The following is a 26,610-nucleotide window of genomic DNA, read 5'->3' on the forward strand; positions in this document are numbered from 1 at the left end:
TCCCCGCGGGACCGGCCTTTTTCGTCGGTGCACCGCGCCTGGAGCGATGCGAGATCCGGACGATCGTCCGGACTGCGCGTCGCAGGCCAGCGCGGTGCCGACCTCGGCCTTCTGACGCAATCTGGCTTGCGTCGGGCGAGGCACGAAAGATCGCAGGGCATTCCAGGCTCCGGCCGCGCGAATCAGACTGCCGGCCCAAGATCCTCACGCATCAGCGCTTGAATTCTCTCACATTGCCGGGGCCGAGCCAGAGGCTTGGCGAATCTCTGAGGCCGGAACCAACGGTCGTTTTCGATCACCGTTGGTATCAACCCGCGGACCGGCCTTCGGCATCCAGCGTCAGCGCGTAATCGAGGCCATTGCCCCGATCCTGTCCCACGGACTGGCCCATGCCGAGGGTGCCGACGTCGCGCAGCACCAGCTCCTCGCGCCTTATGCAATATTCCTCGGCGCCGAACCGCGTCACGAAGGTCCCGTTGGTGCTGTGATCGACAAGGACCCACTTGTCACCCCGGCGCTCGATCGTGGCGTGACGGCGGGAGGCGTGCTCGTTCTGCACCAGGATGTCGTTGCTGGCATCGCGCCCCAGCGAGACGCTCTGGTGCCCCTCGCCGAAGACCCAGCGCTGGCCGCGATGGGAGAGCCGCAGTTCCGGGACCGCGACGGCCTGCGGGCCGGCCGGCAGCGAGAACACGGTGGTCTGATGGGTCGAGAGGTGCCAGAGCACCTCCACCACGCCCAGATCCTCGCACGCATCCTTGACGTGGACGCCGACGAGCGCGCGGGTCGCCGCCCGTCGCGCCGGCGGCAGGACGTCGGTGAGGGCGCCGGTGGTGATGATCTGCCCGCCCTTGGCCACGGACGTCATCCGGGCCGCCATGTTCACGGTGGTGCCGAAGTAGTCGTCGGCGGTGCGCACGGCTGGGCCGAAATGGAACCCGATGCGCAGCAGCAGCCGCTGGGCGGCAACGTGCTCCATCCCGGGCGCCGCTTCCTCGAAGCGACGCTGGATCGTGATCGCCGCGTCGTAGGTGGCGCAGACATCGTCGAACACCGCCATGAACTCATCGCCGATGGTCTTCACCACACGGCCGCCGCCGGCCCGCACCACTCCAGCGGCGAGGTCCAGGCACGCATCGACGACGCGCAAGGCCACGGCGTCCCCGACCTCGCGGTAGAGCCGGGTGCTCCCGGCAACGTCACAGAACAGGACGCCGATCTCGGCGGTTTCGGCGGTGCTCATCGTATGTATGGACGGCTCCCCGCAGCTCACAATCACAATGCTGCTTATCGTCTCGTCTAGGCAAGGGCCCGGCGGACGGGAAGTCCAAAAAGCGCCAGCCTGGTGCGATCGCTCACACGGCGTCGCCCTCTCGACTGATTCGCTCCGCCGCCGGGCGGTCAGGCCGTCCCCGGGGCCAAAGGTCCATGCCGCCGCCCGGACAGCGGCGGCAGGGTCGGCGCGCCACGGAGTCCAGCCCTGGAACCGGACCGGTTGCGGCATCGCTCGGCGCGAGGCAGCAGGATTCCGCATCCCGAGTGCCGCAGGAGCGCAGTGGGAGGCCAAAGCAAGACGGGTCCGGCGAGACCACGGCGCCCGGGCCTCGGCGGCGGCGACGCGCTTCCCGGCCAGCCGACACCTCGTTTGTACAAAATCATGTCTCACGAGCGAAGGTTGTTTTCTTCCTGTGCGTTGCGCGATGTTGTCGGCGCGGAGTGTCTCTTTAAGCGAACATCTTCCATGAATATGCGATTTGTTCGGTACTGTGGGCTTGCCGGGATTGTTGCGGGCCGGCCACTCTTGAGACCAATTCAGACCGGAGGGCGAAAGTGGCTATTCTGTTAACCGTGGCTGTGCGCAACATGCCGTTAACGGCGAATCTGGAGTACGAGGGCAATGGTGAGGGAAGGTTTCATGGCGGGCGCGGGGCGGCGTCATGGTCTCGGGCGCATGCAGCGGGCGTTGCTGCTGGGTGTCTCGGCCGTGAGCTTGTCCTTGGCTCCCGGCATCGCCGGCGCCCAGACCGTGGTGTCGGGCTTCGATGCGAACCAGCTTGCTCGCAACGACGACCAGTCGACCGGGGCCGTGCCGCTTCCCTTCACGGCGAACTACTTCGGGACGAGCTACGGCCAGATCTACGTCAACAACAACGGCAACGTGACGTTCGGCCAATCTTCCAGCAACTTCACGCCCGTCGGGCTCGGCGCCGGCTATAGCGGCCCCCCGATCATCGCGCCGTTCTTCACCGACATCGACACCCGGAATGCGGCGAGTGGCGTCACCTCCTACGGCAACGGCACCTATGCGGGGCAGACGGCGTTCGGCGTGACGTGGCCGTCGGTCGGCTACTTTTCCAGCCGTGCCGACAAGACCAACACGTTCCAGCTGATCATGGCGAGCCGTGGCGATACGGGCCAGGGCAATTTCGACATCTACTTCAATTACGGGCGGATCCAGTTCGAGACCGGTGACGCCGATGGCGGCGTCAACGGGCTCGGCGGCACTTCGGCCTCGGCCGGCTACTCGGCCGGCACCGGGGCTGCCGGCACCTTCTACGAGCTGCCGGGCTCGCTGACGAACGGGGCGTTGATCGACGGCGGCCCCAACTCCCTCGTCGCGGGCACGAATAGCGGGGTGCCGGGCCAGTTCCTGTTCCCGGTCCGCAACGGCACCGTGCTCCTCGCCAATGTCTGTGCGGCGGGCGACAATGCCTCGACCACCACCTCGGCGGTCTGCGGTCCGAACCGAACCTACAACCAGGGTATTTTCTATACCCCGGTCAACCCGTTCACGCTCACGGTCCGCGAGAACACCACCATCACCGCGCCGGCGGGGGCAGACGCCATCTTGGTGATGCCGACGGCGGCCACCGCGGGCGCCGTGCCGACCGCGAGCACGACGGTGAACGTCGTGGCCGGCGCCACGATCACCTCCGCCGACCGGGCGGGCATTCAGATCGACAACGGCACGACCGGCACCGGGCAGGGGACGGTCGACACCGCTGGCACGATCACGGCCGCCACGGCCGGCATTGTCGCCCAGACGAACACCGGCGCCTTGCGGGTGACCAATACCGGTGGGATCACGGCGCCGTTCGGCGTTCTGGGCCAGTCGGCCTCCGCGACCCTGTCGAATGGCGGCACGATCACGGCCGGCGTCGGCCTTGCCGCGATCGGACCGGACGGGGTTCCGAGCGTCGGAAGTGTCGCCAACGCCGGCACAATCACCTTCGGCAAGGTCGGCCTCGCGGCGGCTTTGGGCGGCGGCTCACTCTCCAACACCGGCACGCTGACCTATAGCGGCGCGATCGCCGATCCGTTCTCGGCGACCGTGATGGGCGCGCTCCCCGCGGCGGCGACCATCCGCACCGCGCTCCAGAGGGTCGCGGGGGTTGTCGGGCGATCGGACATCCCGACGACCGGCATGGCGGGCCTGGCGGCGAGCGACCTGATGGTCTCCAACGCCGGCACGATCACGGGCAGCGCCTTCGGCGTCGCGGCTCTGTCGCAGCAGGGCCGGCTGACCTTCCAGAACACCGGCACGATCACGGCCACCGAAGCGGGCGTCGCCGCGGCCGGCCGGACGATCACCTTCTCCAACAGCGGCTCGATTGCCGCGGCGGGGGTCGCGGCCCAGCTCACGAGCGCCGGCGGCAGCCTGAGCGTCGCGAATAGCGGCAGCCTGAGCGGCCTCGTCGGCGTCAGGGCCGGGGTGATGCAGCCGGCCACCGGCAGCACCCTCACCATCAGCAACGCGGCCGGCGGTACGATCACCGGGACGTCCGGGACCGCCATCGACACGTCGGGGAGCAGCGTCGCAACCCAGCTCGACAACCGCGGCACGATCACCGGCGCCCTCGCTCTGAGCACCGGATCCTCGGTCACCAATGCGGGCCAGTTCAACGCGGTCGGCACGAGCACGCTCGGCGGCGCGGCCTTCACCAATCTCGGCACCCTGTCGGTCGTGCCCGGGCAGACGGGCCCGGTGAATGCCACGGTCGCCGGCCTGTCGACCTTCACCAACGCCGGTACGATCAGCCTCGTGAACGGCCAGGCGGGCGACACCCTGACCATCCAGGGCAACTATGCCGGCCAGAACGGCCGGCTGCTCACCGAGTTCTCGACCCAGGACAAGGTCGGCGACCGACTCGTCATCACTGGCAACGCGACCGGCACGACCGGCGTGACGGTCACGAACCTGACGAGCGCGACCCCCTTTACCATCGGTGCGCCGGTGGTGGTGGTGAATGGCGCGAGCGATGCCAATGCCTTCACTCTCACCAGCACCCGGGGCTTCGGCACCCTGGAGCCGGTGCTGGTGACCACCCGGGGGCAGGGCGAGGGGAGCACGGTGAGCCTCGGCATCGCGGTCGCCGCCGTGCCGAACGCGGTGGCGCTGTCGGCGCCGGCCGCCGTGATCGCCTCGCGCACCATCGCCTTCCAGGGCGGCACCGCCGTCCTCGACCGGATGACCCAGCTCCGCACCGAGACCCAGCGCGCCGCCTCCGGCACGCCGTCGATCCCGCAGGCCCTGCAATATGCCGGCCTGAACCAATACGCGGCCCTGGTCAGCAAGGATCCGATCGCGCCGAAACTGGTCCAGCCGGTCGAGCCGCCGCCCAGCAACGTCCGCCCGGCGGTCTGGGCCCGCGCCTATGGCGACCTCGAGCGCCGCACCGGGTCGACCTCGTTCTCCTTCGCCGGGACCTCCTTCTCCCGTGACCTGGGCTACACCCAGTCCGGTGGCGGCCTGCTCGGCGGCGCCGACCTGGTGATCAGCCGCCTGACCTCGGCGGAGGATGGCCTGATCATCGGCGTGATGGGTGGTTACACCACCGCGGCGGTGCGCCTGAACCAGGCCGCCGGCCGGCAGGATTACGAGGGCGGCACGGTCGGCGTCTATGGCAGCTACCTCAACGGCCCGTGGTTCTGGGATCACCTGTTCAAGGTCGACCTGCTCGGCCTCGACATCCGGGCGCCCGGCCTGCTTCAGCGCACCGGCTTGCAGAACTACGCCTACACCACCAATGTCGGCTACCGCATCCCGCTCGAGAACGCGGTCTATGTCGAGCCGACGGCGGGGCTGGAATACGTCGCCACCACCTTCGACCGGCAGGCCGCGCTCACGCCGACCTCGGTTCCCCTGCGGGACGGCGATGCCCTGCGCGGCCGGATCGGTGCCCGGGTGGGGTCGGAATTCGTCCAGGGTGACATCCGGGTCGAGCCGAGCGTGACCGGCTTCCTCTACTCCGTCCTGACGGAGAGCGGGACTTCGGGCGCGGTGAACGGGATCACCGGGGCGACCGGCCTGCGTGAGCAGGGCAAGCTGCGCGGGGAGGTCCAGGCTTCCGTGAACTTCTTCAACCTGAAGACCGGTCTGTCGGGCTTCGTCCGGGCCGATTACCGCATCGGTGGCGACCTCGTCGGCGGCGGCGGCCGGGTCGGCGTGCGCTACCAGTGGTGATCCCGCCGGGGTGATCCCGGCCCGATGCATCGAGTGGGGGGAAGGGCCCGGCCTGTGCGCCGGGCCTTTTCGTATGTCGAAGGGGACGGGGCGGCGGGTGGCCCCAAGGCGGGACCGGCGCGGCGCCCTCTGATCCCTCCCTTCCCGGCCAGCCGGGCCGCCGGAGCGGCTACCATTCCAGCGCCCCTCATTCACGGTCACCGATAAGTAACCGAGTCGCGAAGTTCACGGCCGGTTCGGCCACGTGCGCCGACACACAGAGCCGCGGGAAAACTGTTGATAAGGTCCAACTTGTCAAGCTTGCATCGGTGAAAACAGACACCACATTGCGATGACGAGGCGCCTCAAGACTGTCGAGGTTGCCGGACAACGGTTGGAGAAAAGTCATGAACCTGCGTGTTGCCGCGATCCTCTCGGCGGCCACCGTCGCATCGTCCCTGGCGGCGGCCCTGCCGGCGCGAGCCGATTACATCCGCTGCGTCACCCCATGGGCCTGCGAGCGGGTCAGCGATCGCCCGATGCCGCGCGAGGTGCGGGTTCTCTTTGCGGCCAACCAGCATTGGCAACCCTGGTACGGCCGCGGTGATGACGTGCGGCCCTACAGCCGCTTCGACGTCGAGGCGCTGCGCCTGATGACTCGGATGCGCTGATGCGGCGTCCGGGATCCGATGCAGGACCCTTGGTGCGGATCGCCGTCAGCTCCCGAGCTTGAAGTAGCCGATGGCGATCCCGGCGGGCCTCGGATCGCGATCGAGTTCGTCGCCGATCAGACGGAAGAGCTGGCTGGCCCGCGCGGTCCCGCCGCCGCGAAGGCTGGAGAGCGGCTTCTGGCTGGTCAGCGCGAGCAGCAATTGCGGCTTCGGGCTGCCGCTGCCCTCGACCTTGAGGGTGAAGCGGGCCGCGTCGCCGGTGCGCCGCATGGAGCGGCCGAGATTGCTGACCCGGCCGTCATCCGAGACCAGCAGCAGCTCGATGCTGCGGTCCGTGGCGGCCTCCACCACCCCGCTCAGCTCCTGGCCGTTGCGTAGCTGATCTGATGTGATGGTCAGGCTGGCCGCCCGGGCGTCGCGCAACGGGAATTGCCGCGCCAGGAAATCGACCAGCGGGCATTGGGCGTCCATCACCTGATGCAGCGTGATCTGCGGGTCGATGCCGAGGCGGCGCTGGAACGCGGTGTCGAAAGCCATGAACGGCTGAGTCGAGGCACCGAACGCCTCCACTGTGACGTTCGGCGGCTGGACCGAGACCGCCGTCGCGAAGAAGCACTCTCCGCCCTCATAGTTGCGCACGAAGCGCTCGACCTCGTCGGCATTCGCGGCAGCGGCCCGGGACGTCTCCGGACGGGGCGGAGTGGAGGGCTCGTCCGGGTTCGGCCCCGGATCTTGCAGCGGGATCACGGCGGGCCTCTCGTCCCGGGCCCGGCTTTCCTCCTGGATCTGCCGCTCGTCCTGCGCCGCCCGGTACTGCGCCGCCCGCTCGCGCGCCACCTTCTCGAAATCCGCCTTCCGGCGGGCCACGTCGTCCGTCCGAGTGTCTTGCCGAATATCTTGCCGAGCGTCTTGCCGAGTGTCTTGCGCCAGCGCCGGCGGGGTCGCGGTGGGACCGGTGTCGGCGCGCGGCGCGACGAGGGGCGGGTCGACGGGCCGCGGCGGCGGCGGATTCGAGCGTGCCAGCAGCAGCACGGCCGCCCCCCCGAGGAGAGCGGCCGTCGCCAGCCCGGCCGCCGTGGCGAGCAAGGGGCCGAGGCGTTGCCGCGGCGGCTCGTCGGTGGGGAGCAGGGCGGCCGTTGCCGCCATGTCGGCGGGGCGGTCCTTGGGATTGGGCTGCAACATCGCGGTGAGGACGGGGCGGATGCGCTCGTCGATCCCCGTGAGGTCCGGCACGCGCCGGCGCTTCTCGATCACCTCAAGATGGGTGCTGCCCATGTCGAGCGCCTGGCCGCGGGCGGCGTGGACCAGGAGCAGGCCGAGGCTGTAGATGTCCGATTTCGGCGTGACCTCGCCGCCATAGAGCCCGAGCTGCTCGGGCGAGACGTAGGCGTATTTTCCGGCGAAGCCGTCGCCGATCACCGTCCCGTCCTGGTTCGGGGCCCGGGCGATGCCGAAGTCGATCAGCTTGGCCCTGGCGACGTTGCCGCCGGGCAGGATCACGTTGTCGGGCGAGACGTCGCGGTGGATGATGCCGAGCTCGTGGGCCGCCTGGAGACCGGCGGCGAGGCGGCGCAGCAGCAGCGACAGGGCCGGGGTGTCGAGGGCCTCGTCCTTCAGGCGCTCGGACAGCAGTACGCCGTCGACGAACTCCATCGCCAGATAGGGCAGGTCCAGCTTCGCATCGATCGAGAACACGAAGTAGCGGACGATCGCCTCGTGGTTGAGGTGGTGGAGCGCCGACGCCTCGCGCCGGAACAGCGCCAGGGCTGCGGCGTTGCGGGCGAGTTCGGGCTTGATGACCTTGATGGCCACCGCGTCGCCGGTGCCGAGGGCCTCGCCCTTGTAGACCTCGCCCATGCCGCCGGCGGCGATCAGGCTGCGGACCACGTAAGTGTCGTTGAGTCGGGTACCGGCCTGGATGAACGCGCGGGACGGCTGCGGCAGGAAGACCGTCTCCTCGGTCATGCGCGGTCGCCTTCCCGTGCGGCGCCGCCGGGGGTAGGATCGCCGAGGTAGCGCACCGCCACGACCGTGACGTTGTCGCGCGCGCCGCGGGTGAGGGTCAGCGAGACCAGGGCGTCGCAGGCGGCCTGGGCGCAGACGCCGGCACACAGGTCAAAGATCTCCCAATCAGCGACGTGCTGGGTCAGCCCATCCGAGCAGAGGACGAACAGGTCGCCGGGTTCCAGCAGGCCGTGGTCGAGTTCGATCTCGGGCCGTGCCTGCACGCCGATCGCCCGGGTCACCGCGTTGCGGCCCGGCCAGGCGCTCGCCTCCTCGGGGGTGAGCACGCCGCGATCGAGGAGGGATTGGATCTCCGTGTGGTCGTGCGACAACTGCGCGATGCGCCCGTCCCGGACCCGGTAGATCCGGCTGTCGCCCGACCACAGGCAGGCGAAATGGGGCGCGAAAACCAGGAGCGCCGCCACGGTGGTGCCCACCACGGTTCCGCGTGCCTGCGCGACCGACTGGATCTCGGCATTCGCCGTCGCGATGCCGGCCTTGGCCCGGGCCAGGAGGTCGCCGGCCGAGCCCGCAGGGGCGATCGTCGCGAGCGCCTGCACGACCGCGCTCGAGGCGACATCGCCGGCGGCATGCCCCCCCATTCCGTCCGCGACCGCGAACAGACCGCTCTCGGGCGCGACCAGGAAACGATCCTCGTTCAGCGACCGGACGTGGCCGACATGGCTCGCCGCACCCAGATCGAGCCGGGCCGCGGCGTGCCGCGGCGCCTCCCCCCCGTCCTGCGGGGCCGTCCAGGGCATCCGCCGATCCTTCCTCGTGACCACGAACGGTCCTGTCGCAGCCTTTACGGCAACCCTGACCGAGGCGGCGCCGTTCGGCAAGGGCCGATTCGGTCCCTGCCGTCTCATCCACCGCCGACACAGGGCGCCTCTCTTGCGTGCGCTCGGGCCAGGCGTCATCATATTGCGTCAACGAAACACAGGCCGCCTTTGTTGCGTGACATGATCTCTTCGGATGTTTCAGAGACAGCGACATCACAGTATTTTTCGGAGTCGAAGGGGTCAGGCTGTTGACGATAGACTGAGGCGGCGCCATACGGATACCCATAGCAGGGGGTAACGAGCGATGCGCATCCTGGCACTGTTGGCGGCTGCCCAGATCACGGCGATGTCCGGGGTGGCTCTTGCCGGTCCGGCCTATACGGCCGACGACATCGTCAAGCACTTCACGGCGGTGGACCAGCCCGATCTCGGACGGTCGCGGGGTTTGTGCATCGGCACACGCAACGAGTGTAATGCCGGCCTTCCGATGCGCAAGCCTGCCGGAAACTTCGATCTCGTCGTCAATTTCGGCTACAACTCCGACGTCTTGACCCCGGCCGCCCGGGCCAATCTCGACGAGTTCGCCCAGGCGCTCCAGGACGCGCGCCTGAAATCCGCGACCTTCGCGGTGGAAGGCCACACCGATGGCCATGGCGGCGACGACTTCAATCTCGACCTGTCGAGCCGGCGCGCCAGAGCCGTGGTCAAATACCTCGCCGACCGTGGGGTCAAGGCTGGGCAGCTCACGGCCAAGGGCTACGGCAAGGCCCGGCCCCTCGCCGGTGACCCGCTCGATCCCGCCAACCGCCGCGTCGAGGCGCGTCTGGAGGCGCCGTGATATCGCGGACACAGCGGCATCCCTCGCCAAGGCGGGTGCGCGCCCGCACAGGAAAACGGCTCCCGTCAATGTAGAAGCAAAACGTCGGATGGCGCAGGAGCCCGGGTAAGCCCGTGATTGCTGCGCTGGACGGCGGCACCTTCTTCACTCGACGTGACCGGCAGAGGCACAAGAGGGGTCAGGGTCGCGCTGGATCTGGACATCGACTGGGCGCATCAATCGATAGTTGCGGTTGGCGTCGGAAACGATTGTCGAGACCGGTCGGTCCGCGGCTTTCGCCAAACTTGTCAGGACAGTCGAGAGGATTTAAGGTTCGCGCGGCGAAAGTGGGCCTCTGTTGAAGTCTTTGAGGGCAACATGCGTGCGTGGTCGTTTGTCTGGTTCGTGCTCGCAGCCGGGACGTGCGTCGCGCCTTCCGCTGTGGCCGACAGCAAGCCGGGTGATCGCATTGCGCTCTTGATCGGCAACGCACAATATCCGGACAGCGATACGCCGCTGACCACGCCGGTCCAGGACGTGCGCGCCGTTGGGGCAGCCTTGCAACGGCGCGGCTATGCCGTCGATCTCGCTGAGAATGTCGGCAAGCGGGCGATGCAGGATGCTTTGTCGAATTTCTTCGGCAAGATCAAGTCCGGATCTGACGTTCTGATCTACTTTTCCGGCTATGGCATTCAATCCAACGATAAGAATTACATGGTGCCGATCGACGGCCAGATCTGGAGCGAGGCCGACCTGCGGCGGGACGGCGTGACCGTCGACTCGGTGATGACGGAAATCGACCGGCGTGGGGCGGATGCCAAGGTCGTGATCCTGGACGCGGCCAATCGCAACCCGTTCGAGCGGCGCTTCCGCGGCTACTCGACCGGCTTGGTGGCGGTGAACGATCCACCGGCCAACACCCTGATGATGTACTCGACGGCTCCCAAGACCATGCTGCGTCAGGGGAGCGGAACCCGCAGCGTCTTCGCCGACGAGCTGGTCGGGTCGATCGGCGGCGACGGCATCTCTCGCGCCGCCTTCGACAAGGTGCGGGCCGGGGTGTCGGCCGCGACGCAGGGCGCTCAGGTCCCCTGGATCGTCTCGACCCTGAAGGAAAGCTCCGGCGGCTGGACCGATCCGCGTCCCGTGCCCAGCAAGCCGCCGCGGAATCCGGTCGAGGCAGGACGGCTGCCGGACCCGCCGAAGCCCGTCGAGCCGACCCGGCAAGAGACCGCGAAGCAAGAGGCCGCAAAGCAAGAGGTCACGAAGCAGGAGATCTTAAAGCAGGAAGCGGCCAAGCCGGAGACCGTGAGGCAGGACAGCGCCAAGCTGGAGCCTCCGAAGCCGACGACCGGCCCTGCGGCGGACCCGGCCGGCGACTTCGCCGCTGCCAAGCGCGCCAACACCCGCCAAGCCTACCAGGATTTCGTCGCGCGCCATCCGACCGGGGCATGGTCCGAGCGCGCCCGCGCCGAGATCGACCGGATCGACGCGGCGGTGAAGCCGGCCGCCGTCGACATCCAGGTCCTGACCTATTCCCGCGAGGACTTGCGGATGAAGGCTGAGCTCGACCGGGCGATCGAGCGCAATCCCGGCGATGCCGGCGCGCTCTACCGCCGGGGCCAGCTCCATGCCATCCACCGGGAATTCCAGCTGGCCCTGGCGGATTTCGACGAGGTCATCCGCCTCAACCCACAGGACGTCGAGGCCCTCAATAACCGCTGCTGGGTCCGGGCGATGGTCGAAGAACTCGACCGGGCTTTACGCGACTGCAACGAGGCGCTGAAGCTGCGGCCCAACTTCGCCGATGCCCTCGACAGCCGGGGATTGGTCAACCTCAAGATCGGCATGGCCGGCATGGCCGTGCGCGACTACGACGCCGCCTTGCGCGGCAACGGCAAGCAGGCGTCGTCGCTCTACGGCCGCGGACTCGCGCGGCTGCGCAGCGGCGACACGCAGGAGGGCAACAGCGACATCAGCGATGCCCTCGCGATGGATCCGGGCATCGCCAAGGAGTTCGCCCGGTATGGAATCCGTTGAGCGGAGCGTTCGGTACCCGCCCGATGGGAGAAAGCGGCTGCGTGTCCGGTCTCGGGCCGAGGCGCGCGCCGAGGATGGTTCGGTTGACACGTCGCACTCTCTGTCCCCCCGCATGCTCGTTCCGGCATGCGTCTCGCAAAGGATCAACACGATGACGAGCTTCGCCCGCACACGGACGTTCCGCACCGCGCTCCTGACCGGCCTCCTGGCTCTCGGCTCGGCCGCCGCGCAGGCGCAGCCGGCCCCCTCTGAGGCCGACATCCTCAAGGCCCTGTCGCCGGCTCAGCAGCCGCTGACCCGCAGCCTCTCGATCGGCCCGCGCAGCGGGTCCGAGTCCGGTGCAATCGGCGAGGACCGCGGCTTCCTCGACTCGCTGCGCAACCGCACCTCGTTCTCTCCCGCGGAGCGCGAGCGGATCGCGGCGGCCTCGGCCGACAAGCAGAGCATCGACCTCGAGATCCCGTTCGACTACGCCTCGGCGACGATCGGCCCGAAGGCCCTGCCGCTGGTCAAGAGCCTCGGCGGCGCCCTGGCCCAGCTGAAGAACAACACCTTCCTGGTCGTCGGCCACACCGACGGCAAGGGCCACGACAAGACCAACCAGGCCCTGTCCGAGCGCCGGGCCGAGGCGGTGCGGCAGTACATCATCCAGAATTACGGCGTGCCCCCGGCGAACATCGTGGCCGTCGGCTACGGCAAGAGCCGCCCGAAGGACAGCAGCAACCCCCTCGCGGCGGTGAACCGCCGGGTGACGGCGGTCAACATGTCGGCGGTGAAGTCGGCCTCGCGCTTCTGACGACGCCGTCCGTCGGCGCTTCGCCGAGTCCGCGAGGCGCCCGGGCGACGCCCACAGCCGCATCGCGACGGGCGATCGGCCTGATCCCCGGTCGCCGTCGCACGTCGCATCAGCCGCCGCCCCTCTGCGGGGCGGGGGCATCCCTGGAGCACCATCCGATCGCACGGCCACGATACACGACAACGCCTGAGGCGTGCCCAGGCCAAGCTTTCCGGTCAAGCGGTCCCACCCACGATCTCGTCCCGAGGTGGCGGGTGAGACAGCTTGACCGCGATCTGCTTGGGCATATCGTGTATCGTGTGCATGATGATCGCGCGGTGCGTCAGGCCCTTGACTGTGCCGCATGGTCGTCGACGAGCCGATCCCCAGGTCGTCGGACAATCCTCGCGCGTTCAGCGGCAGCCGAGCACCGCGAATCGCCCCTCTCGAGCGTCGAGCCGTCCATGTCCTCTGCCACGTCCCGAGTCCGCCTCCGGGCGTCGCCTGCCGCTCCGCGGCCGATACGTTCTGCCGCTCCTTGGCTCCTGGCCGTGGGGGTCGCGGTCGCCGTGACCGGTGCCGCCGTGGCGGCCGGAATCGGGACGGCTCCCGTGACGGTCCCGGCCCGGAACGCCTGCTTTGCGGATTCGGTGCGGATCACCGGCTACGTCATGCCCCGGCGCGAGGCTTACCTGGCCTTTCCGCAGGAGGGCTACCGTGTGTCCGAGGTGCTGGCGCAGGAGGGCGACACGGTGAGCGCCGGGCAGGATCTCGTGCGCCTGGCCCGCATCGCTCCGGAGGATCCCTCCGCGGCAGCAGGGGCAGCGGGGGCCCGCCTGCCGGCAAGCATCGCCCTGAAGGCCCCGGATGCCGGGGTGGTGGGCAGCAGCACCGCCCAGGTCGGCGCCCTCACGGGCCCGCAGGCGGAGCCGCTGATGCGGATCGTCACCGACCGAGCCCTCGACCTGATGGCGCAGGTGCCGAGCCTCTACGTCACGAAGGTGCGGCAGGGCGCCAAGGCCCGCATCGTCACCGATGCCGGCACCGAGCTGCGCGGCGAGGTCCGGGTGCCGGCGACCGATGTCGATCCGGCGACGCAGTTCGGCCGGGCCCTGATCGCGCTGCCGGCAGACACCGGCCTGCGGCCGGGCCAGTTCGCCCGCGCCCTGGTGGACACGGCGTCGAGCTGCGGCGTCGCCGTGCCCCGCTCCGCCATCCTGCGCCGCAGCGATCTCACCAGCGTGCAGGTGCTGGCCCGCGACGGCAGCATCGACACCCGCCGGGTCACGATCGGCCTGTCCTCCGCGGATGACGTCGAGATCCGCAGCGGCCTCACCGCGGGGGAGGCGGTGGTCGCCAATGCCGGCATGGCGTTCTGACCGGCGGCTCGCTCTGGCGGCGGCTCGGCCCCGTCCTCTGTCGGTCGCCGGGCCCGATGCCCGGCGAATGGCCCTCACGCTCCCTGACCCGAACTCCCAACCGCGGCGAGGCCGTCCTTGTCCCTGAACGTTTCCTCCTGGGCGATCCGCAAGCCGCTGCCCTCCATCCTGGTCTCGCTGATCCTGCTGATCCTCGGCTGGTCGAGCTTCACCAAGCTGCCGATCACGCGGCTGCCCTCGGCGGACATTCCAATCATCTCGGTGGCGGTGGCGCAGTTCGGCGCGGCGCCTGCCGAGCTCGAGACACAGGTCACCAAGACGATCGAGGACGGCGTCTCGGGCGTCGAGGGCGTGCGCCACATCTCCTCGACCATCACCGACGGCATCTCGGTGACCACCGTGCAGTTCCGGCTCGAGACCAACACCGACCGGGCCCTCAACGACGTCAAGGACGCGATCACGCGCATCCAGGCGGACCTGCCGCGCAACGCCGAAACGCCGCTGATCCAGCGGGTCGACGTGGTCGGCCTGCCGATCGTGACCTATGCGGCGGCGGCGCAGGGCAAGACGCCCGAGCAGCTCTCCTACTTCGTCGACACGGTGGTGAAGCGGCGCCTGCAAAGCATCCGCGGCGTGGCGCAGTTCGAGACCATCGGGGGCGTCGAGCGGGAGATCCTGGTCTCCCTCGACCCCGACCGGCTGCTGGCCTACGGGCTCACTGCCGTCGACGTCAGCCGGCGGCTGCGCGGCATCAACGTCGATGTGGCGGGCGGGCGAACCCAGCTCGGCGGTCAGGACTACGCCATCCGGGCGCTTGCCGGGGCCCGCTCCCTCGACGAACTGAAGGGGGTGATGATCCCGCTCTCCACCGGCGGGCAGATCCGGTTGCAGGATCTCGGCGTCGTCACCGATACGGTCGCGGACCGGCGCACCTTCGCGAGCCTCGACGCCAAGCCGGTCGTGGCCTTCGGCATCAAGCGCGCCAAGGGCGCCAGCGACGTCGTCGTGGCTCAGGCGGTGCAGTCGAAAATCGACCAGATCCAGTCGGAATATCCCGACGTCAAGCTCACGCTGATCGACACTTCGGTCGACTACACGGTCGGCAACTACGAGGCGGCGATCAAGACCTTGTTCGAGGGGGCAGCCCTCGCCGTCATCGTGGTGTTCCTGTTCCTGCGCAACCTGCGCACGACGGTGATCGTGGCGGTGTCGCTGCCGTTGTCGATCTTCCCGGCCTTCTGGGCCATGGACATGCTCGGCTTCTCGCTCAATCTCGTGAGCTTCCTGGCGGTCACCCTCTCGACCGGCATCCTGGTCGACGATTCGATCGTCGAGATCGAGAACATCGTCCGCCACATCCGCATGGGCAAGACGCCCTATCAGGCGGCCATCGACGCCGCCGACGAGATCGGCCTCGCGGTCATCGCGATCAGCTTCACGATCGTGGCGATCTTCGCCCCGGCGAGCTTCATGGGCGGCATCGCCGGACAGTTCTTCAAGCAGTTCGGCATCACCATCGCCGTACAGGTGCTGTTCTCGCTGCTCGCCGCCCGCTTCGTCACCCCGATGCTGGCGGCCTACATCATGCGGCCGGAGGTGCATGCCGAGAAGCCGCCGGGCCGGGTCGAGCGGGCCTATATCTGGCTCGTCGGCAAGTCGGTGAAGTACTACCTCGTCACGGTGCTTCTCGGGATCGGGCTGTTCGCCGCCTCGATCGCCAGCATGCGGCTCCTGTCCGAGGGCTTCCTGCCGGCGCAGGACACCGCCCGCTCGCTGCTCGCGATCGAATTGCCGCCGGGCTCCCTCGTCTCCGACACCCAGCGGGTCACCGACGCCATCGTCGCCGACCTGCACAGGATCCCGGAGGTCAAGAGCGTCTTCGTCAATGGCGGGCACGTGCCGCAGGGCACCGCCGAGGTGCGCCGCGCCTCCCTGATCCTGAACTACACCAACAAGTCCGAGCGCACGATCACCCAGCATGCGCTCGAGCAGCAGGTCGAGAAGCGGCTCCAGGACATCCCCGACATCCGTTACTGGTTCCTTGACGAGAACGGGCTGCGGGCGATCTCGCTGGTGGTGAACGGCCAGGACAGCCGCACCGTCGCGAGCGTGGCCAACGAGCTGGCCAACCAGATGCGCCGGTTGCCGACGGTCGCCAACGTGATCTCGGGCGCCACCCTCGATCGGCCGGAGCTGCGCATCCGCCCGCGCATGGACCTCGCGGCCCGCTTCGGCATCACCGCCGACACGCTGTCGGAGACGATCCGCGTCGCGACCATCGGCGATGTCGGGCCGGCGCTCGCCAAGTTCGACGCCGGCGACCGGCTCGTCCCGGTCCGGGTCCAGCTCGACGACACCGCGCGCCTCAACTGGGCGGTGATCGAGGGCCTTCGCATCCCGAGCCCGGCGACCAAGGGCGGCGTGCCGCTCTCCGCCGTGGCCGAGCTGAGCTTCCAGGATGGGCCGGCCAACATCGCGCGCTACGACCGCGAGCGCCAGGCGACGGTGGCGGCCGATCTCGTCGGCACCGCGGCCCTCGGCGACGTGCTCAAGACCATCGACGCCTTGCCGGTGATGAAGAACCTGCCGAAGGGCGTGCAGGTCAGCCAGTCGGGCGACGCCGAGAACCTCGCCGAACTGTCGGCGGGCTTCGCCGAGGTGATGCAAGCCGGTCTGCTGATGGTCTACGCCGTTCTGGTGATGCTGTTCGGTTCCTTCCTGCACCCGATTACGATCCTGTTCTCCCTGCCGCTCTCCTTGGGCGGCGCCGTGATGGCGCTGCTCGTGACCGGCAAGCAGCTCACCACGCCGGTCTGGATCGGGATCCTGATGCTGATGGGCATCGTCACCAAGAATGCCATCATGCTGGTGGAATTTGCCATCGAGGCGATGCGCCACGGCATGAGCCGCAACGACGCGATCGTCGATGCCGGTCGCAAGCGTGCTCAGCCGATCGTGATGACCACCATCGCGATGGTGGCCGGCATGGTGCCGAGCGCGCTCGCGGTCGGGGCGGGCGGCGAGTTCCGCTCGCCGATGGCGATCGCCGTCATCGGCGGCCTGCTGTTCTCGACGGTCCTCTCGCTGATCTTCGTGCCGGCCGTCTTCTGCCTCATGTGCGTGATTTCCGACATGCCGAAGCGCCTCTACCACAGGGTCGTGGGCCGGGTCGGGGGAAGGCGCGCCCGCCCGTCCGACGGCGATGTCCCGGTCGAGGACAAAACCCGGCATGGCCTTGCCTCGCCCGGAGAGTGACCCCGATCCCGAAAGTCCGCGCGGCGTCGCCGCGCGGACGAACCGATTGCGTCACGGGATCGGCACGCCGGGCCAACTGCGCGTCGTCGGTCGGCGTCATCGATCGACGGGGCGATCGGCGGGACCCGGTGGATCGGCGATGCGAAGCGGTCAGCCCCTCACCGCATCCCCCGCCGCAGATCGTCCGCGATCAGCAAGGCACTGCGCCCGTCCCCGGCCTCGGCCAGGCGGTTGCGGTAGACCTGCAAATTCTCGGTCACCCGCTGGACGTAGTTGCGGGTCTCGGTGAAGGGGATCCGCTCGACCCAGTCGACCGGATCGACGTTCGGGGTGCGCGGATCGCCGTAGGCGTCGATCCATTTCTTCACGTTGCCGCCGCCGGCATTGTAGGCGGCGAAGGCGAGAATGTAGGAGCCGCGCCAATCCTCCATCAGCTCGCCGAGATGGGCCTGGCCGAGGCGGGCATTGTAGGCCGGGTCGCTGGTCAGACGGTCGGTATCGAAGGCGGCGCTGACCCGGCGCGCGGTGCGTTGCGCCGTGGCCGGCATCATCTGCATCAGGCCACGGGCCCCGACGCTCGACTGCGCCCGCGGGTCGAACTGGCTCTCCTGCCGGGCGATGGCGAAGACCATCGCGCGCTCGACCTGCGGCACGGCCGCGGATGCCTCGTAGGCCGGGATGCCGTTGGTCGGGTAGGCGTGCCGGTCGAGGGGAAGGCCGCGCTGCACCGCAGTCTTGCCGATCGCCACCAGAGCGCGGGGATCGTTGAGCGACATCGCGACGTCGCCCAGCGCGTTGAGTTCGGCCGGGTCGGTCAGGCGCTGGGCGAAGTCCATGTAGAGCGGCAGCATCAGCTCCTTGAGGCCGGCGGCCGCCAGCAGGCGCAGGGCCCGCACGGCGTTGCGGTTCTCGAAGGCGGTGCGGGCGGCCTCGTCGAGGGGGCTGACCGAGCGCAAGGCGAGGGAGGACTGGCCGAGCTTCGCCCGGGCGAGCTGGCCATAATAGGCGATCGGCTGCGCGCTCGCGCGCTCGTAGAAGGCCCGCGCCTCGACCGTCTGGCCCATGCCTTCCGCGGCGCGGCCCTGCCAGTAGGCGGCGCGGGCCACCGAGATCGGCGTCTCGGCGATGGCGGCGGCGGTCGCGAAGTGGCGGGCGCTCAGGGGCGCGTCGTGGAGGAAGCGCAGCGCGATCCAGCCGGCATGGAATTCCGCCTCGATGCGCTTCTCGACCGAGCGGGCGCTGTGGCCGGCAGCGACCGCGTAGGCCGCCCTGGCATCGCCGGCATCGAGGAGCTTGCGCGCGACGATGCGGCGTTCGATCCACCACTCGTCCGGATCGGCCAGGACCTCGGGGTTGCGCGGCGCCTGGGCCATCACGGCGGCGGCTTCCGCCGGCTTGTCGAGGCGGCGCAGGGACTGGGCGCGGGAGAACAGGTAGGAGGAATCCTGGCGCAGGCTCGGCGGCACGGCGTCGAGGGCGGTGCCCGCATTCGCGGCCTTGGCCTCGACGGCGCGGCGGGCCCGCACCAGGGTGCCGTAGGCTTTGCCGGCATAGGCCGCCGCCCGGCCGGCGGTGTCCCAATCCTCCTTCATCAACGCCCGCTCCATGCGGTAGCGGTGATCGACCTCGCCGATGATGCCCGGAAAGGCGTCGAGGACCCTCAGCTCCAGGGTGCGGCCGAACGTGTCCTCGCGCCACAGGTCGCGGGCGAGGGCGGCGGCGTCCTCGGTGAGCCCGTCGGCCTTGAAGGCGAGCGCCAGGGCGAACTTGCCCGGCGCGCTCTGCGGCCGGCGGGCGGCGAAATAGGCCCGCACCACGGAGGGGGACTTGCGCTGCGAGAGCAGGGCCTCCTCGGCCCGGCGGCGCACCATGGCACCCACCGGCCAGTCCGGGTTGTCGCGGATGAACGCCACGGTGCGCTCGAAGCCGATGCCGGCCCCGGCGCGGATCGCCACCCAGTCGAGCAGGGCGCGGGCCGCCGGGTCCTTGAGTCCGTCGCGGATCCGGTCGCCCTCGCCCACCTGGCCGCGCCGATACGCCTCCACCGCGCCGCGCAGGGCCGGGCCGTCGACCTCGGTGCCGAGAACCGGCCGGCCCGGATCGGGCACGCTCGGCACCGGGGCGGGGGGATTGATCGCGGCGTCCGGGACCGGGAAGGGGATCGGCACCTCGGTCTCCGCGGAGGCGAAGGCCGCGGCCGTCACCGGCAGCCGGGTCCCGGCCTCGCTCGTCGAGACGCTCCGGCGCAGGCCATCCGCTGGCGCCGCGCCCTCCGCCTGGGACGGGCCGTCGCTCGGTGCAAGGCCGTCCTCGCCGCCCCGCTCGACCGCACGGGGCGGCAGCGCCGTCTCGGCGGGCGGGGAGAACACGGTCGAACCGCCGAGGGCCGACAGCGAGGTCAGCGCGGCACCGGACACCGTGAGGGCGAGAACCGCGAAGCGGCGCCGACGAGGCGAGAGCAGCATGGATCCCGTTCCCCTGTAAGCTCGAATGACCGGACGCCCCATGGTGGAAGCGTCATGTTAAGAAGCAATTAACCCTGGCCCCCGGTCGTCCCGGAACGCGCGGGCGCATCGGAGCGTTTGCGCGCGGCCCGGTGAGGGCATATGTGTCGGGGGCCGGATGGCCGAGGTGACCCGCCTGCTGCTCCCCGCATCGGACCCGAGGGTGGTCCTCATGCGGGCCGGCCTCCCAACCAGATGTCCCGGGGGCGCCGCCCGACCGGGCGAGGAACGCCAGCATGACGTCGACGCCAATCTCGCAGCGCCTGAGGGGCTCGCTCACCGCCCTGGTGACGCCGTTCCGCGACGGCGCCTTCGACGAGCACGCCTTCCGGGCCTTCGTGGCCTGGCAGATCGAGAACGGCACCCACGGCCTCGTGCCCACCGGTACCACCGGCGAGAGCCCGACGCTGAGCCACGCCGAGCACGACCGGGTGGTCGAAGCCTGCATTGACGAAGCCGGCGGCAAGGTGCCGGTCGTGGCCGGTGCCGGCTCCAACTCCACTGCGGAGGCGATCGAGCGGTCCCGTCATGCGGAGAAGGCCGGGGCGGAGGCGCTGCTCATCGTCACGCCCTATTACAACAAGCCGACGCAGGAAGGGCTGTACCAGCACTTCAAGGCGGTGAACGATGCGGTCGGCATTCCCATCCTGATCTACAACATCCCCGGCCGGTCGGTGATCGACATGAGCGTCGATACCATGAAGCGGCTCTACGAGCTGCCGAACATCGCCGGGGTGAAGGATGCCACCGCCAACGTGGCCCGGGTCAGCTTGCAGCGCCAAGCCATGGGTGAAGACTTCGTCCAACTTTCTGGCGAAGATGCGACGGCCCTCGGCTTCATGGCGCATGGCGGCCACGGCACGATCTCGGTCTCCTCGAACGTCGCGCCGCGCCTCTGCGCCGATTTCCAAGACGCCTGCCTTGCGGGCAATTACCGCGCCGCGCTCGCCCTCCAGGATCGGCTGATGCCGCTCCACACCCACCTCTTCGCCGAGACCAACCCGTCCCCGACGAAGTACGCGCTGGCCCGCCTCGGCCTGATGAGCGAGGAGGTGCGCCTGCCGATGGTGCCGGTGGGCGAGGGCACCCGTGCCCTCGTCGACGGCGCGTTGCGCCATGCCGGCCTCACCAACGGCTGACGCTGACCCTATCTACGACGGGAGAGTCCGGGCTCCCGTCGCCCGCCTTCCGAGGATTCCCGCCGCCCGATGGCCAAGAAACCCGAGCCGAAGAACCGCGTCGTCGCCGACAACCGGAAGGCCCGCTTCAACTACGAGATCACCGACACGGTCGAGGCCGGTATCGCGCTCACGGGCACCGAGGTGAAGTCCCTGCGCGGCGGCAAGGCGACGATCGGCGAGGCGTTCGCCGGCCCCTCCGGCAACGACCTGCTGCTGTTCAACGCCTACATCCCCGAATATCTCGAGGCGAACCGCTTCAACCACGACACCAAGCGGCCCCGCCGCCTGCTGCTGCACCGGCGCCAGATCGACAAGTTCATCGGCGCGACCCAGCGCGAGGGCTACACGGTGGTGCCGCTGAAGATCTACTTCAACGAGCGCGGCCGGGCGAAGGTCGAGCTGGGCTTGGGGCGCGGCAAGAAGCTCCACGACAAGCGCGAGACCGCCAAGGAGCGCGATTGGCAGCGCGACAAGGCGCGGCTGATGCGCGACAAGGGGTGAGCCACGGGCGGGGGCGCCATCGAGGCTCAACACGCCGCACTGTCGTTGCCGCCCCGGCCTCCTAGCTCCCGGATCCTGAGGGACACGCGGAGGTGCCGATGTTCGTCGAAGGAGGGTGGCGTCCATCCTGGGAGCCGCCGCCGCGCCCGCCCCAGCCCCGGCTGACCGGGCGGCAGGAGCGGATGCTGATCTGGATCATCGTCGTCAACGTGCTGCTCTGGTTCCTCGCCCCGATCGGCGGCGCGACCGTGATCCACGCCGCCATCGCGATGCTTCAATAGGCTGCCCTGCCGCAGCCCAGCCGCGCGCCGCCGTGAATTGCCGCCTTCCGACCCCCGTGCTAGCGCGACGTCCCAACCCAAGGACGAAGCGAGCACCATGGCGCGGCGCCCCCTCCTCTCCGGCGACATGCTGCCGCTGCTCCTCCGGCTGTGGCGCGACTGGCTGCGCCCGCATGCCGGTACGCTCGCCGTCGTGCTCGTGCTGATCGCGGTGATCGGCGCCGCCACCGGCTTCTACCCGACCCTCATCAAGGCGGCCTTCGACGCCTTCGACGCCAAGGATGCCGGCGCGCTCGCCTACGGTCCGGTCCTGGTGATCGCGGTCACCGCCGTGCGCGGCTTCGCGCTGCTCGGCCAGACGGTGCTGACCAACCGGGTGGTCACCCGGATCGAGGCCGACATGCAGGCGGCGCTCTATGGCCACATGATCGAGCAGGATCTCGCCCAGCTCGGCCGCGAGAGCCCGGCGAGCCTGACCCAACGCTTCACCACCGACTTCGCCTTCATCAAGGAGGCGCTGACGCGGATCTCCACGGTGCTCCTGCGCGACGTGGCGATGCTGGTGGCGCTGGTCTGCGCGATGATCTGGATGGATCCCTGGCTGACCATCGTCGCCGGGATCACGGTGCCGTTCATCGCCGGGCCGATCGCCCGGATCGGCAAGAAGCTGCGCCGGGTCTCGACCTCGACCCAGGAGCAGGTCGGCGCCACCGCGAGCCTGATCAGCGAGAGCCTCGCCGGCGCCCGGGTCGCCAAGACCTACGGCCTCGAAGGCTATCTCAAGGGCCGCACCCGCGACGCCCTCGACGAGGTGCGCCGGCTGAAGATGAAGGCCGCCAATGCCCGCGGCCGGCTCGATCCGCTGCTGGAGGTGGGCGGCGGCCTCGCGGTCGCGGGCGTGCTCGCCTTCATCGGTCAGCGCATTCTATCTGGCGAGAAGACCGTCGGCGACTTCACCGGCTACGTCGCCGCCCTGCTGCTCGCCGCCCAGCCGGCGCGGGCGCTCGGCAACCTCAACGCCATCTTGCAGGAAGCTTTGGCCGCCCTGTCGCGCACCTTCGCGCTGATGGACGAGGCGCCGACGATTCAAGAGAAGCCGGGCGCGCAGCCGTTGCGCGTCGCCGGCGGCGAGGTGCGGTTCGAGGGCGTGCGCTTCCGCTACCGCGACGATGCCCCGGCGCTCGAGGGCATCGACCTGACCGTGCCGGCGGGCCGCACCACCGCGCTCGTCGGCCGCTCGGGCTCGGGCAAGTCGACGCTCCTGTCCCTGGTGCCGCGGCTCTACGACGTGACCGAGGGCCGGGTCGCGATCGACGGGCAGGACCTGCGCGACGTGACGCTGTCGTCGCTCCGGCGGGCCGTCGCGGTGGTGTCGCAGGAGGTGGTCCTGTTCGACGACACGATCGCCCAGAACATCGCCTTCGGCCGCGAGGGCGCGAGCCGGGACGAGATCGAGGCCGCGGCCAGGGCCGCGGCGGCGCACGGCTTCATCACCGCGAAGGCGGAGGGCTACGACTTCCGGGTCGGCCCCGCCGGCAACCGGCTCTCGGGCGGCGAGCGCCAGCGCATCGCGCTCGCCCGCGCCTTCCTGCGCGACGCGCCGATCCTGCTCCTCGACGAAGCGACCTCCTCCCTCGACGCCGAATCCGAGCAGCTGGTGCAGGAAGCCCTGACCCGGCTGATGCGGGGCCGCACCACGCTCGTCATCGCCCACCGCCTCTCGACGGTGCGCGACGCCGACCTGATCGTCGCCATGGAGGGCGGCCGGATCGCCGAGACCGGGACCCATGCGGCGCTGATCGCGCGGGGCGGGACCTATGCGCGGCTGCATCGGCTCCAGCTCGCCGACGACCGGGAGCCCGCATCCGCGGTGCAGGCGTCGTGAAGCCCGGGGCTTCGGGGACGGCCGGGAGCGAGGCCCCCACCGGCCGGCGTCTCGCCGCGGGCGTCGGCTTCGCGCTCCTCGCCATCACCCTGTGGGGCGGCTGGTTCGTCGTCACCCGACGGACGGTGGGGGCGGGCGGCGTGCTCGGGCCCGCCGACCTCGTGGCGCTCCGCTTCGGCATCGGCGGCCTGCTGCTGCTGCCGGTGCTGGCCTTGCGCCTGCGCGGCCTCGGACGGACGGCGCTCGTCGACGGCCTCTTCCTGTACGTCTCGCAGGGCGCGCCCTTCGCGCTGCTGATCTCGATCGCCCTGCGCTACGCGCCCGCCGGCCACGGCGCGGCGCTGACGCCCGGCACGATGCCGCTCTTTGCCGCCCTCCTCGGCGTGCTCGTGCTGGGCGACCGGCCGGGCCGCTTCGCCATCGCTGGTCTCGGTCTGATCGCCGCCGGGGCGCTCACCCTGGCGGGAGGCTTTCGCGATGCCGATGAATTGTTCGGCTACGGCCTGCTCCTCACCGCCGCCTTCCTGTGGGCCGCCGGCACGGTGCGGATGCGCCGCTCACGCCTCACCGCCCTGGAGGCGACGGCACTGGTCTGCGTCGGCTCGCTCCTCACCTATATTCCGCTCTATCTCGCCTCGGGCCTGTCGCGCCTCATGGAGGCGCCCCCGGCGGAGGTCGCGCTTCAGGCGGTCTACCAGGGGGTGCTGGTGAGCGTGGTGGCCCTCATCGCGTTCAACCGCTCCCTGGCGCTGATCGGCCGGCGCACCCCGGCCTTCACGGCGCTCGTGCCGGTGATCGCGACCCTGCTGGCGATACCCGTCCTCGGCGAGGTGCCGGACCCGCTCCATATCGGGGCCATCCTGGCGATCGGCGCGGGCGTGCTGCTGACGACGCGGGGATGAGGGCGGCGTGAGGCCGACGGTCGTTCACAAACGACGTCTGGTCCGATCGTTCACCTCTTCCGGCGCGGCTGCCGGTCACGTCCGGATATGCTCGTGCGGGTGGGGATCGGGGCCGTGGCGATGGTCGCCCAGCTCGATCCGGGCCGGGATGATCGAGAGGCTATCGTGGCGGATGCCGCGCTGGGTCGCGACCGCGTCGGCAAAGTCGAGGATCTCCCGCACCGGGCCGCGGACGAGGAGCGTGTGCAGGCTCGCCTCGTGATCGAGCGGGATCTGGACCTGCGCGATCACCAAGTCGTGCCGCCGCTGCTGGATCGCCGCGAGCCGCTGGCCCAGATCGCGCACGCCGGCCTCGGCCACGAAGGTGAAGGTCGCCACGCAGGACAGGGCGGGGTCGAGGTCGCGGCGGGTCTCGGCGAGGCCGCGCCGCAGGAGATCGCGCATCGCCTCCGACCGGCCGGCATAGCCGCGCCTTTTGGCGACACGGTCGACCTCGGCCACCAGGTCCGGATCGAGGGTGACGGTGATCCGCTGCATCAGCCGGCCTCCTGCGGGGTAGCCGGCAGGACGGCGTCGAGGAGGGCGCGGGCCGCCGGGTGCGACAGGGCCAGGGCGGGCCTGCCCCCGCCGGGTCGGCAGGGCGCGGCATCGACGATCCGCCCCTCGCTCAGCACCACGACCCGGTCGGCGAAGCGGCGCGCCAAGCGCATGTCGTGAGTGACGAGGAGGAAGGCGGTCCCGTGCCGGCGGCGCAAGTCCGACAGGCGGTCGAGGATGTCGACCTGGCGCGGCGCATCGAGATTCGAGACCGCCTCGTCGAGGACCACGAGGGAGGGCCGGGTGGCGAGCGCCCGGGCGAGGCCGACCCGCTGGACCTGACCGCCGGAGAGCTGGCCGGGGAGCCGTCCGGCGTCAGCCGGGTCGAGGCCGACCATCCTGAGGATCTCGGCGATCCGCACCTCCCGCTCCGGACCCGACAGGTCGGTCAGGTGACGCAGGGGCTCGGCGAGGATCCGCCCGACCGTGTGGCGGGGATTCACTGCCGAGAGCGGATCCTGGAGCACCATCTGCACCGCGGCCCGGAACGCCCGCCGGCCGGACCGGTCGAGCGTGACGAGGGGCGTGCCGCGAAACCGCACGATCCCGGCATCGGCCGCCTCGAGCCCCAGAAGCAGGCGGGCCAGGGTGCTCTTGCCCGAGCCGCTGCGTCCGGTCAGGGCGACGCACTCGCCCTCCGCGAGGGCGAGGTCGATCCCGGCCAGGACCGGCCGGGCCGCCTTTCGCCAGCCGGCGCCCGGATAGGTCTTGCCGAGCTTGTCCGCGGCCAGCAGGACCGTCATGGAGCGACCTCGTGCAGCGCAAGGTGGGCCGCGAGCAGGGCCCGCGTCGCTGGATGGGCCGGCTCCGCGAACAGGCGGGAGGCGTCGCCCGTCTCGACGATGCGTCCCTCCTCCATCACCGCCACCCGGTCGGCGAGGCGGGCGACGACGCCGAGATCGTGGGTCACGATCAGCAAGCCGAGGCTGCGCGCACGGACCAGCCCGGCGAGGAGATCGAGGATGCCGGCCTGCGCCACGAGATCGAGGTCGGTGGTCGGCTCGTCGGCGACCAGGAAGGGCGCCCGGGAGAGGAGCGCCAGGGCGATCATCGCCCGTTGCAGCATCCCGCCCGACATCTGGAACGGATAGAGATCCGGCACGCCCGGATCCTCGCCGAGCCCGACCGCCGTCAGGGCCTCCGTCATGGCCTCCCGTGCGGGCTGGCCGCGGGGGCCGAACACCGACAGCGTTTCGCCGGCATGGTCGCGGATCGTGCGCAGGGGATTGAAGGCGGTGCGCGGGGCCTGGAGCACGCTCGCGACGGCCCGGCCGCGCAAGGAATCCGGCTCCGCCTCCGCCCCGTCCAGCAGGATGCGCCCGCCCGTCGTCCGCGTCCCCGGCGGCAGCACGCCGAGGAGGCCGGCGCAGGCGAGCGATTTGCCCGACCCGCTGGCGCCGACGAGGGCCAGGACCTCTCCGGTTTGCAAGGTGAGCGTCGCGTCCCGCACCAGCGGCACCGGCTCGCGCCCCCGGCCTATGTCGCGCCAGGTCTCCACGCAGAGCCCTTCGATCCGCAGCACCCGCGCGCTCACAGGCCGCGCCCCGCGACGAGCGCCGGGTCGAGACGGTCGCGCAGGGCGTCGCCGAGGCG

At 70.2% G+C, this 26,610-nt stretch carries 19 protein-coding genes; 12 read left to right on the forward strand and 7 right to left on the reverse strand.

The genetic code is table 11. The annotated features are described in order from the left end of the window. Positions 1–307 precede the first annotated feature (307 nt). The gene (locus tag VP06_RS06870; protein ID WP_048463084.1) at positions 308–1,243 is read right to left on the reverse strand and encodes an adenylate/guanylate cyclase domain-containing protein; all 936 of its coding nucleotides are present in this window, start codon (positions 1,241–1,243) and stop codon (positions 308–310) included. Between the two features lie 672 nt (positions 1,244–1,915). Between VP06_RS06870 and VP06_RS06875 the strand changes: the two genes are divergently transcribed. Both VP06_RS06875 and VP06_RS06880 read left to right on the forward strand, forming a co-directional pair. Further along, positions 1,916–5,464 (forward strand): autotransporter outer membrane beta-barrel domain-containing protein, encoded by a 3,549-nt coding sequence (locus VP06_RS06875; RefSeq protein WP_053081564.1) that lies wholly within the window; start codon positions 1,916–1,918, stop codon positions 5,462–5,464. A 386-nt stretch (positions 5,465–5,850) separates the two neighbouring features. Further along, positions 5,851–6,114 carry a hypothetical protein gene (locus VP06_RS06880; protein ID WP_048463085.1) on the forward strand — a complete coding sequence of 88 codons (264 nt, stop codon included), beginning with the start codon at positions 5,851–5,853 and terminating at the stop codon, positions 6,112–6,114. A gap of 45 nt (positions 6,115–6,159) precedes the next feature. On the opposite strand, the gene VP06_RS06885 is transcribed toward VP06_RS06880, so the two are convergent. Together VP06_RS06885 and VP06_RS06890 are read right to left on the reverse strand one after the other, a co-directional pair. After that, on the reverse strand, positions 6,160–8,079 hold the full coding sequence (locus VP06_RS06885) for a serine/threonine-protein kinase (RefSeq protein WP_048463086.1): 1,920 nt from the start codon (positions 8,077–8,079) through the stop codon (positions 6,160–6,162). Further along, entirely contained in the window at positions 8,076–8,879 is an 804-nt protein-coding gene (locus tag VP06_RS06890; protein ID WP_048463087.1) for a PP2C family protein-serine/threonine phosphatase, read from the reverse strand. The genes VP06_RS06885 and VP06_RS06890 overlap by 4 nt, the downstream gene beginning before the upstream one ends. 325 nt (positions 8,880–9,204) lie before the next feature. Here VP06_RS06890 and VP06_RS06895 point away from each other — a divergent pair, with 325 nt between their 5' ends. From VP06_RS06895 to VP06_RS06915, 5 genes are all read left to right on the forward strand, one after another. Next, positions 9,205–9,738: an OmpA family protein gene (locus VP06_RS06895; protein WP_053081566.1), complete on the forward strand. Its 534-nt coding sequence runs from the start codon at positions 9,205–9,207 to the stop codon at positions 9,736–9,738. Positions 9,739–9,855: 117 nt separating this feature from the next. Next, complete coding sequence (locus VP06_RS06900) at positions 9,856–11,757, forward strand: caspase family protein (protein ID WP_245291082.1); 1,902 nt, start codon at positions 9,856–9,858, stop codon at positions 11,755–11,757. 151 nt (positions 11,758–11,908) lie between these two features. Then, positions 11,909–12,553 carry an OmpA family protein gene (locus VP06_RS06905; RefSeq protein WP_048463089.1) on the forward strand — a complete coding sequence of 215 codons (645 nt, stop codon included), beginning with the start codon at positions 11,909–11,911 and terminating at the stop codon, positions 12,551–12,553. A gap of 548 nt (positions 12,554–13,101) precedes the next feature. Further along, complete coding sequence (locus tag VP06_RS06910; protein ID WP_245291083.1) at positions 13,102–13,911, forward strand: efflux RND transporter periplasmic adaptor subunit; 810 nt, start codon at positions 13,102–13,104, stop codon at positions 13,909–13,911. Positions 13,912–14,028: 117 nt separating this feature from the next. Next, positions 14,029–17,166, forward strand: coding sequence for an efflux RND transporter permease subunit (locus VP06_RS06915; RefSeq protein WP_082167227.1), 3,138 nt, complete (start codon positions 14,029–14,031; stop codon positions 17,164–17,166). Positions 17,167–17,324: 158 nt separating this feature from the next. Here the strand turns inward: VP06_RS06915 and VP06_RS06920 are convergent, their stop codons facing one another. Then, positions 17,325–19,631: a lytic transglycosylase domain-containing protein gene (locus VP06_RS06920; protein WP_082167228.1), complete on the reverse strand. Its 2,307-nt coding sequence runs from the start codon at positions 19,629–19,631 to the stop codon at positions 17,325–17,327. Positions 19,632–19,906: 275 nt separating this feature from the next. Here VP06_RS06920 and dapA point away from each other — a divergent pair, with 275 nt between their 5' ends. The 5 genes from dapA (at position 19,907) to VP06_RS06945 (ending at position 24,420) form a co-directional block, all read left to right on the forward strand. Beyond that, positions 19,907–20,809, forward strand: coding sequence for a 4-hydroxy-tetrahydrodipicolinate synthase (gene dapA / locus VP06_RS06925; protein ID WP_048463090.1), 903 nt, complete (start codon positions 19,907–19,909; stop codon positions 20,807–20,809). A gap of 69 nt (positions 20,810–20,878) precedes the next feature. Beyond that, positions 20,879–21,352, forward strand: a complete 474-nt coding sequence (gene smpB / locus VP06_RS06930; protein ID WP_048428442.1) for an SsrA-binding protein SmpB — start codon at positions 20,879–20,881, stop codon at positions 21,350–21,352. A 98-nt stretch (positions 21,353–21,450) separates the two neighbouring features. After that, a complete protein-coding gene (locus VP06_RS06935) occupies positions 21,451–21,633 on the forward strand; it encodes a hypothetical protein (RefSeq protein WP_048463091.1) in 183 nt (60 codons plus the stop codon). Between the two features lie 97 nt (positions 21,634–21,730). After that, complete coding sequence (locus VP06_RS06940; protein WP_048463092.1) at positions 21,731–23,518, forward strand: ABC transporter ATP-binding protein; 1,788 nt, start codon at positions 21,731–21,733, stop codon at positions 23,516–23,518. After that, positions 23,515–24,420: a DMT family transporter gene (locus VP06_RS06945; protein ID WP_048463093.1), complete on the forward strand. Its 906-nt coding sequence runs from the start codon at positions 23,515–23,517 to the stop codon at positions 24,418–24,420. The genes VP06_RS06940 and VP06_RS06945 overlap by 4 nt, the downstream gene beginning before the upstream one ends. Before the next feature lie 75 nt (positions 24,421–24,495). Here VP06_RS06945 and nikR read toward each other — a convergent pair whose 3' ends face one another. Genes nikR through VP06_RS06960 form a run of 3 tightly spaced genes read right to left on the reverse strand, consistent with a single transcriptional unit; the run spans position 24,496 to position 26,551 of the window. Then, a complete protein-coding gene (nikR, locus tag VP06_RS06950; RefSeq protein WP_048463094.1) occupies positions 24,496–24,957 on the reverse strand; it encodes a nickel-responsive transcriptional regulator NikR in 462 nt (153 codons plus the stop codon). After that, positions 24,957–25,760, reverse strand: coding sequence for an ATP-binding cassette domain-containing protein (locus tag VP06_RS06955; protein WP_048463095.1), 804 nt, complete (start codon positions 25,758–25,760; stop codon positions 24,957–24,959). The genes nikR and VP06_RS06955 overlap by 1 nt, the downstream gene beginning before the upstream one ends. Next, the gene (locus VP06_RS06960; protein ID WP_082167229.1) at positions 25,757–26,551 is read right to left on the reverse strand and encodes an ATP-binding cassette domain-containing protein; all 795 of its coding nucleotides are present in this window, start codon (positions 26,549–26,551) and stop codon (positions 25,757–25,759) included. The genes VP06_RS06955 and VP06_RS06960 overlap by 4 nt, the downstream gene beginning before the upstream one ends. Positions 26,552–26,610 lie beyond the last annotated feature (59 nt).

It is taken from the genome of Methylobacterium aquaticum (genome assembly GCF_001043915.1).
Classification (GTDB): Bacteria; Pseudomonadota; Alphaproteobacteria; order Rhizobiales; family Beijerinckiaceae; genus Methylobacterium; species Methylobacterium aquaticum.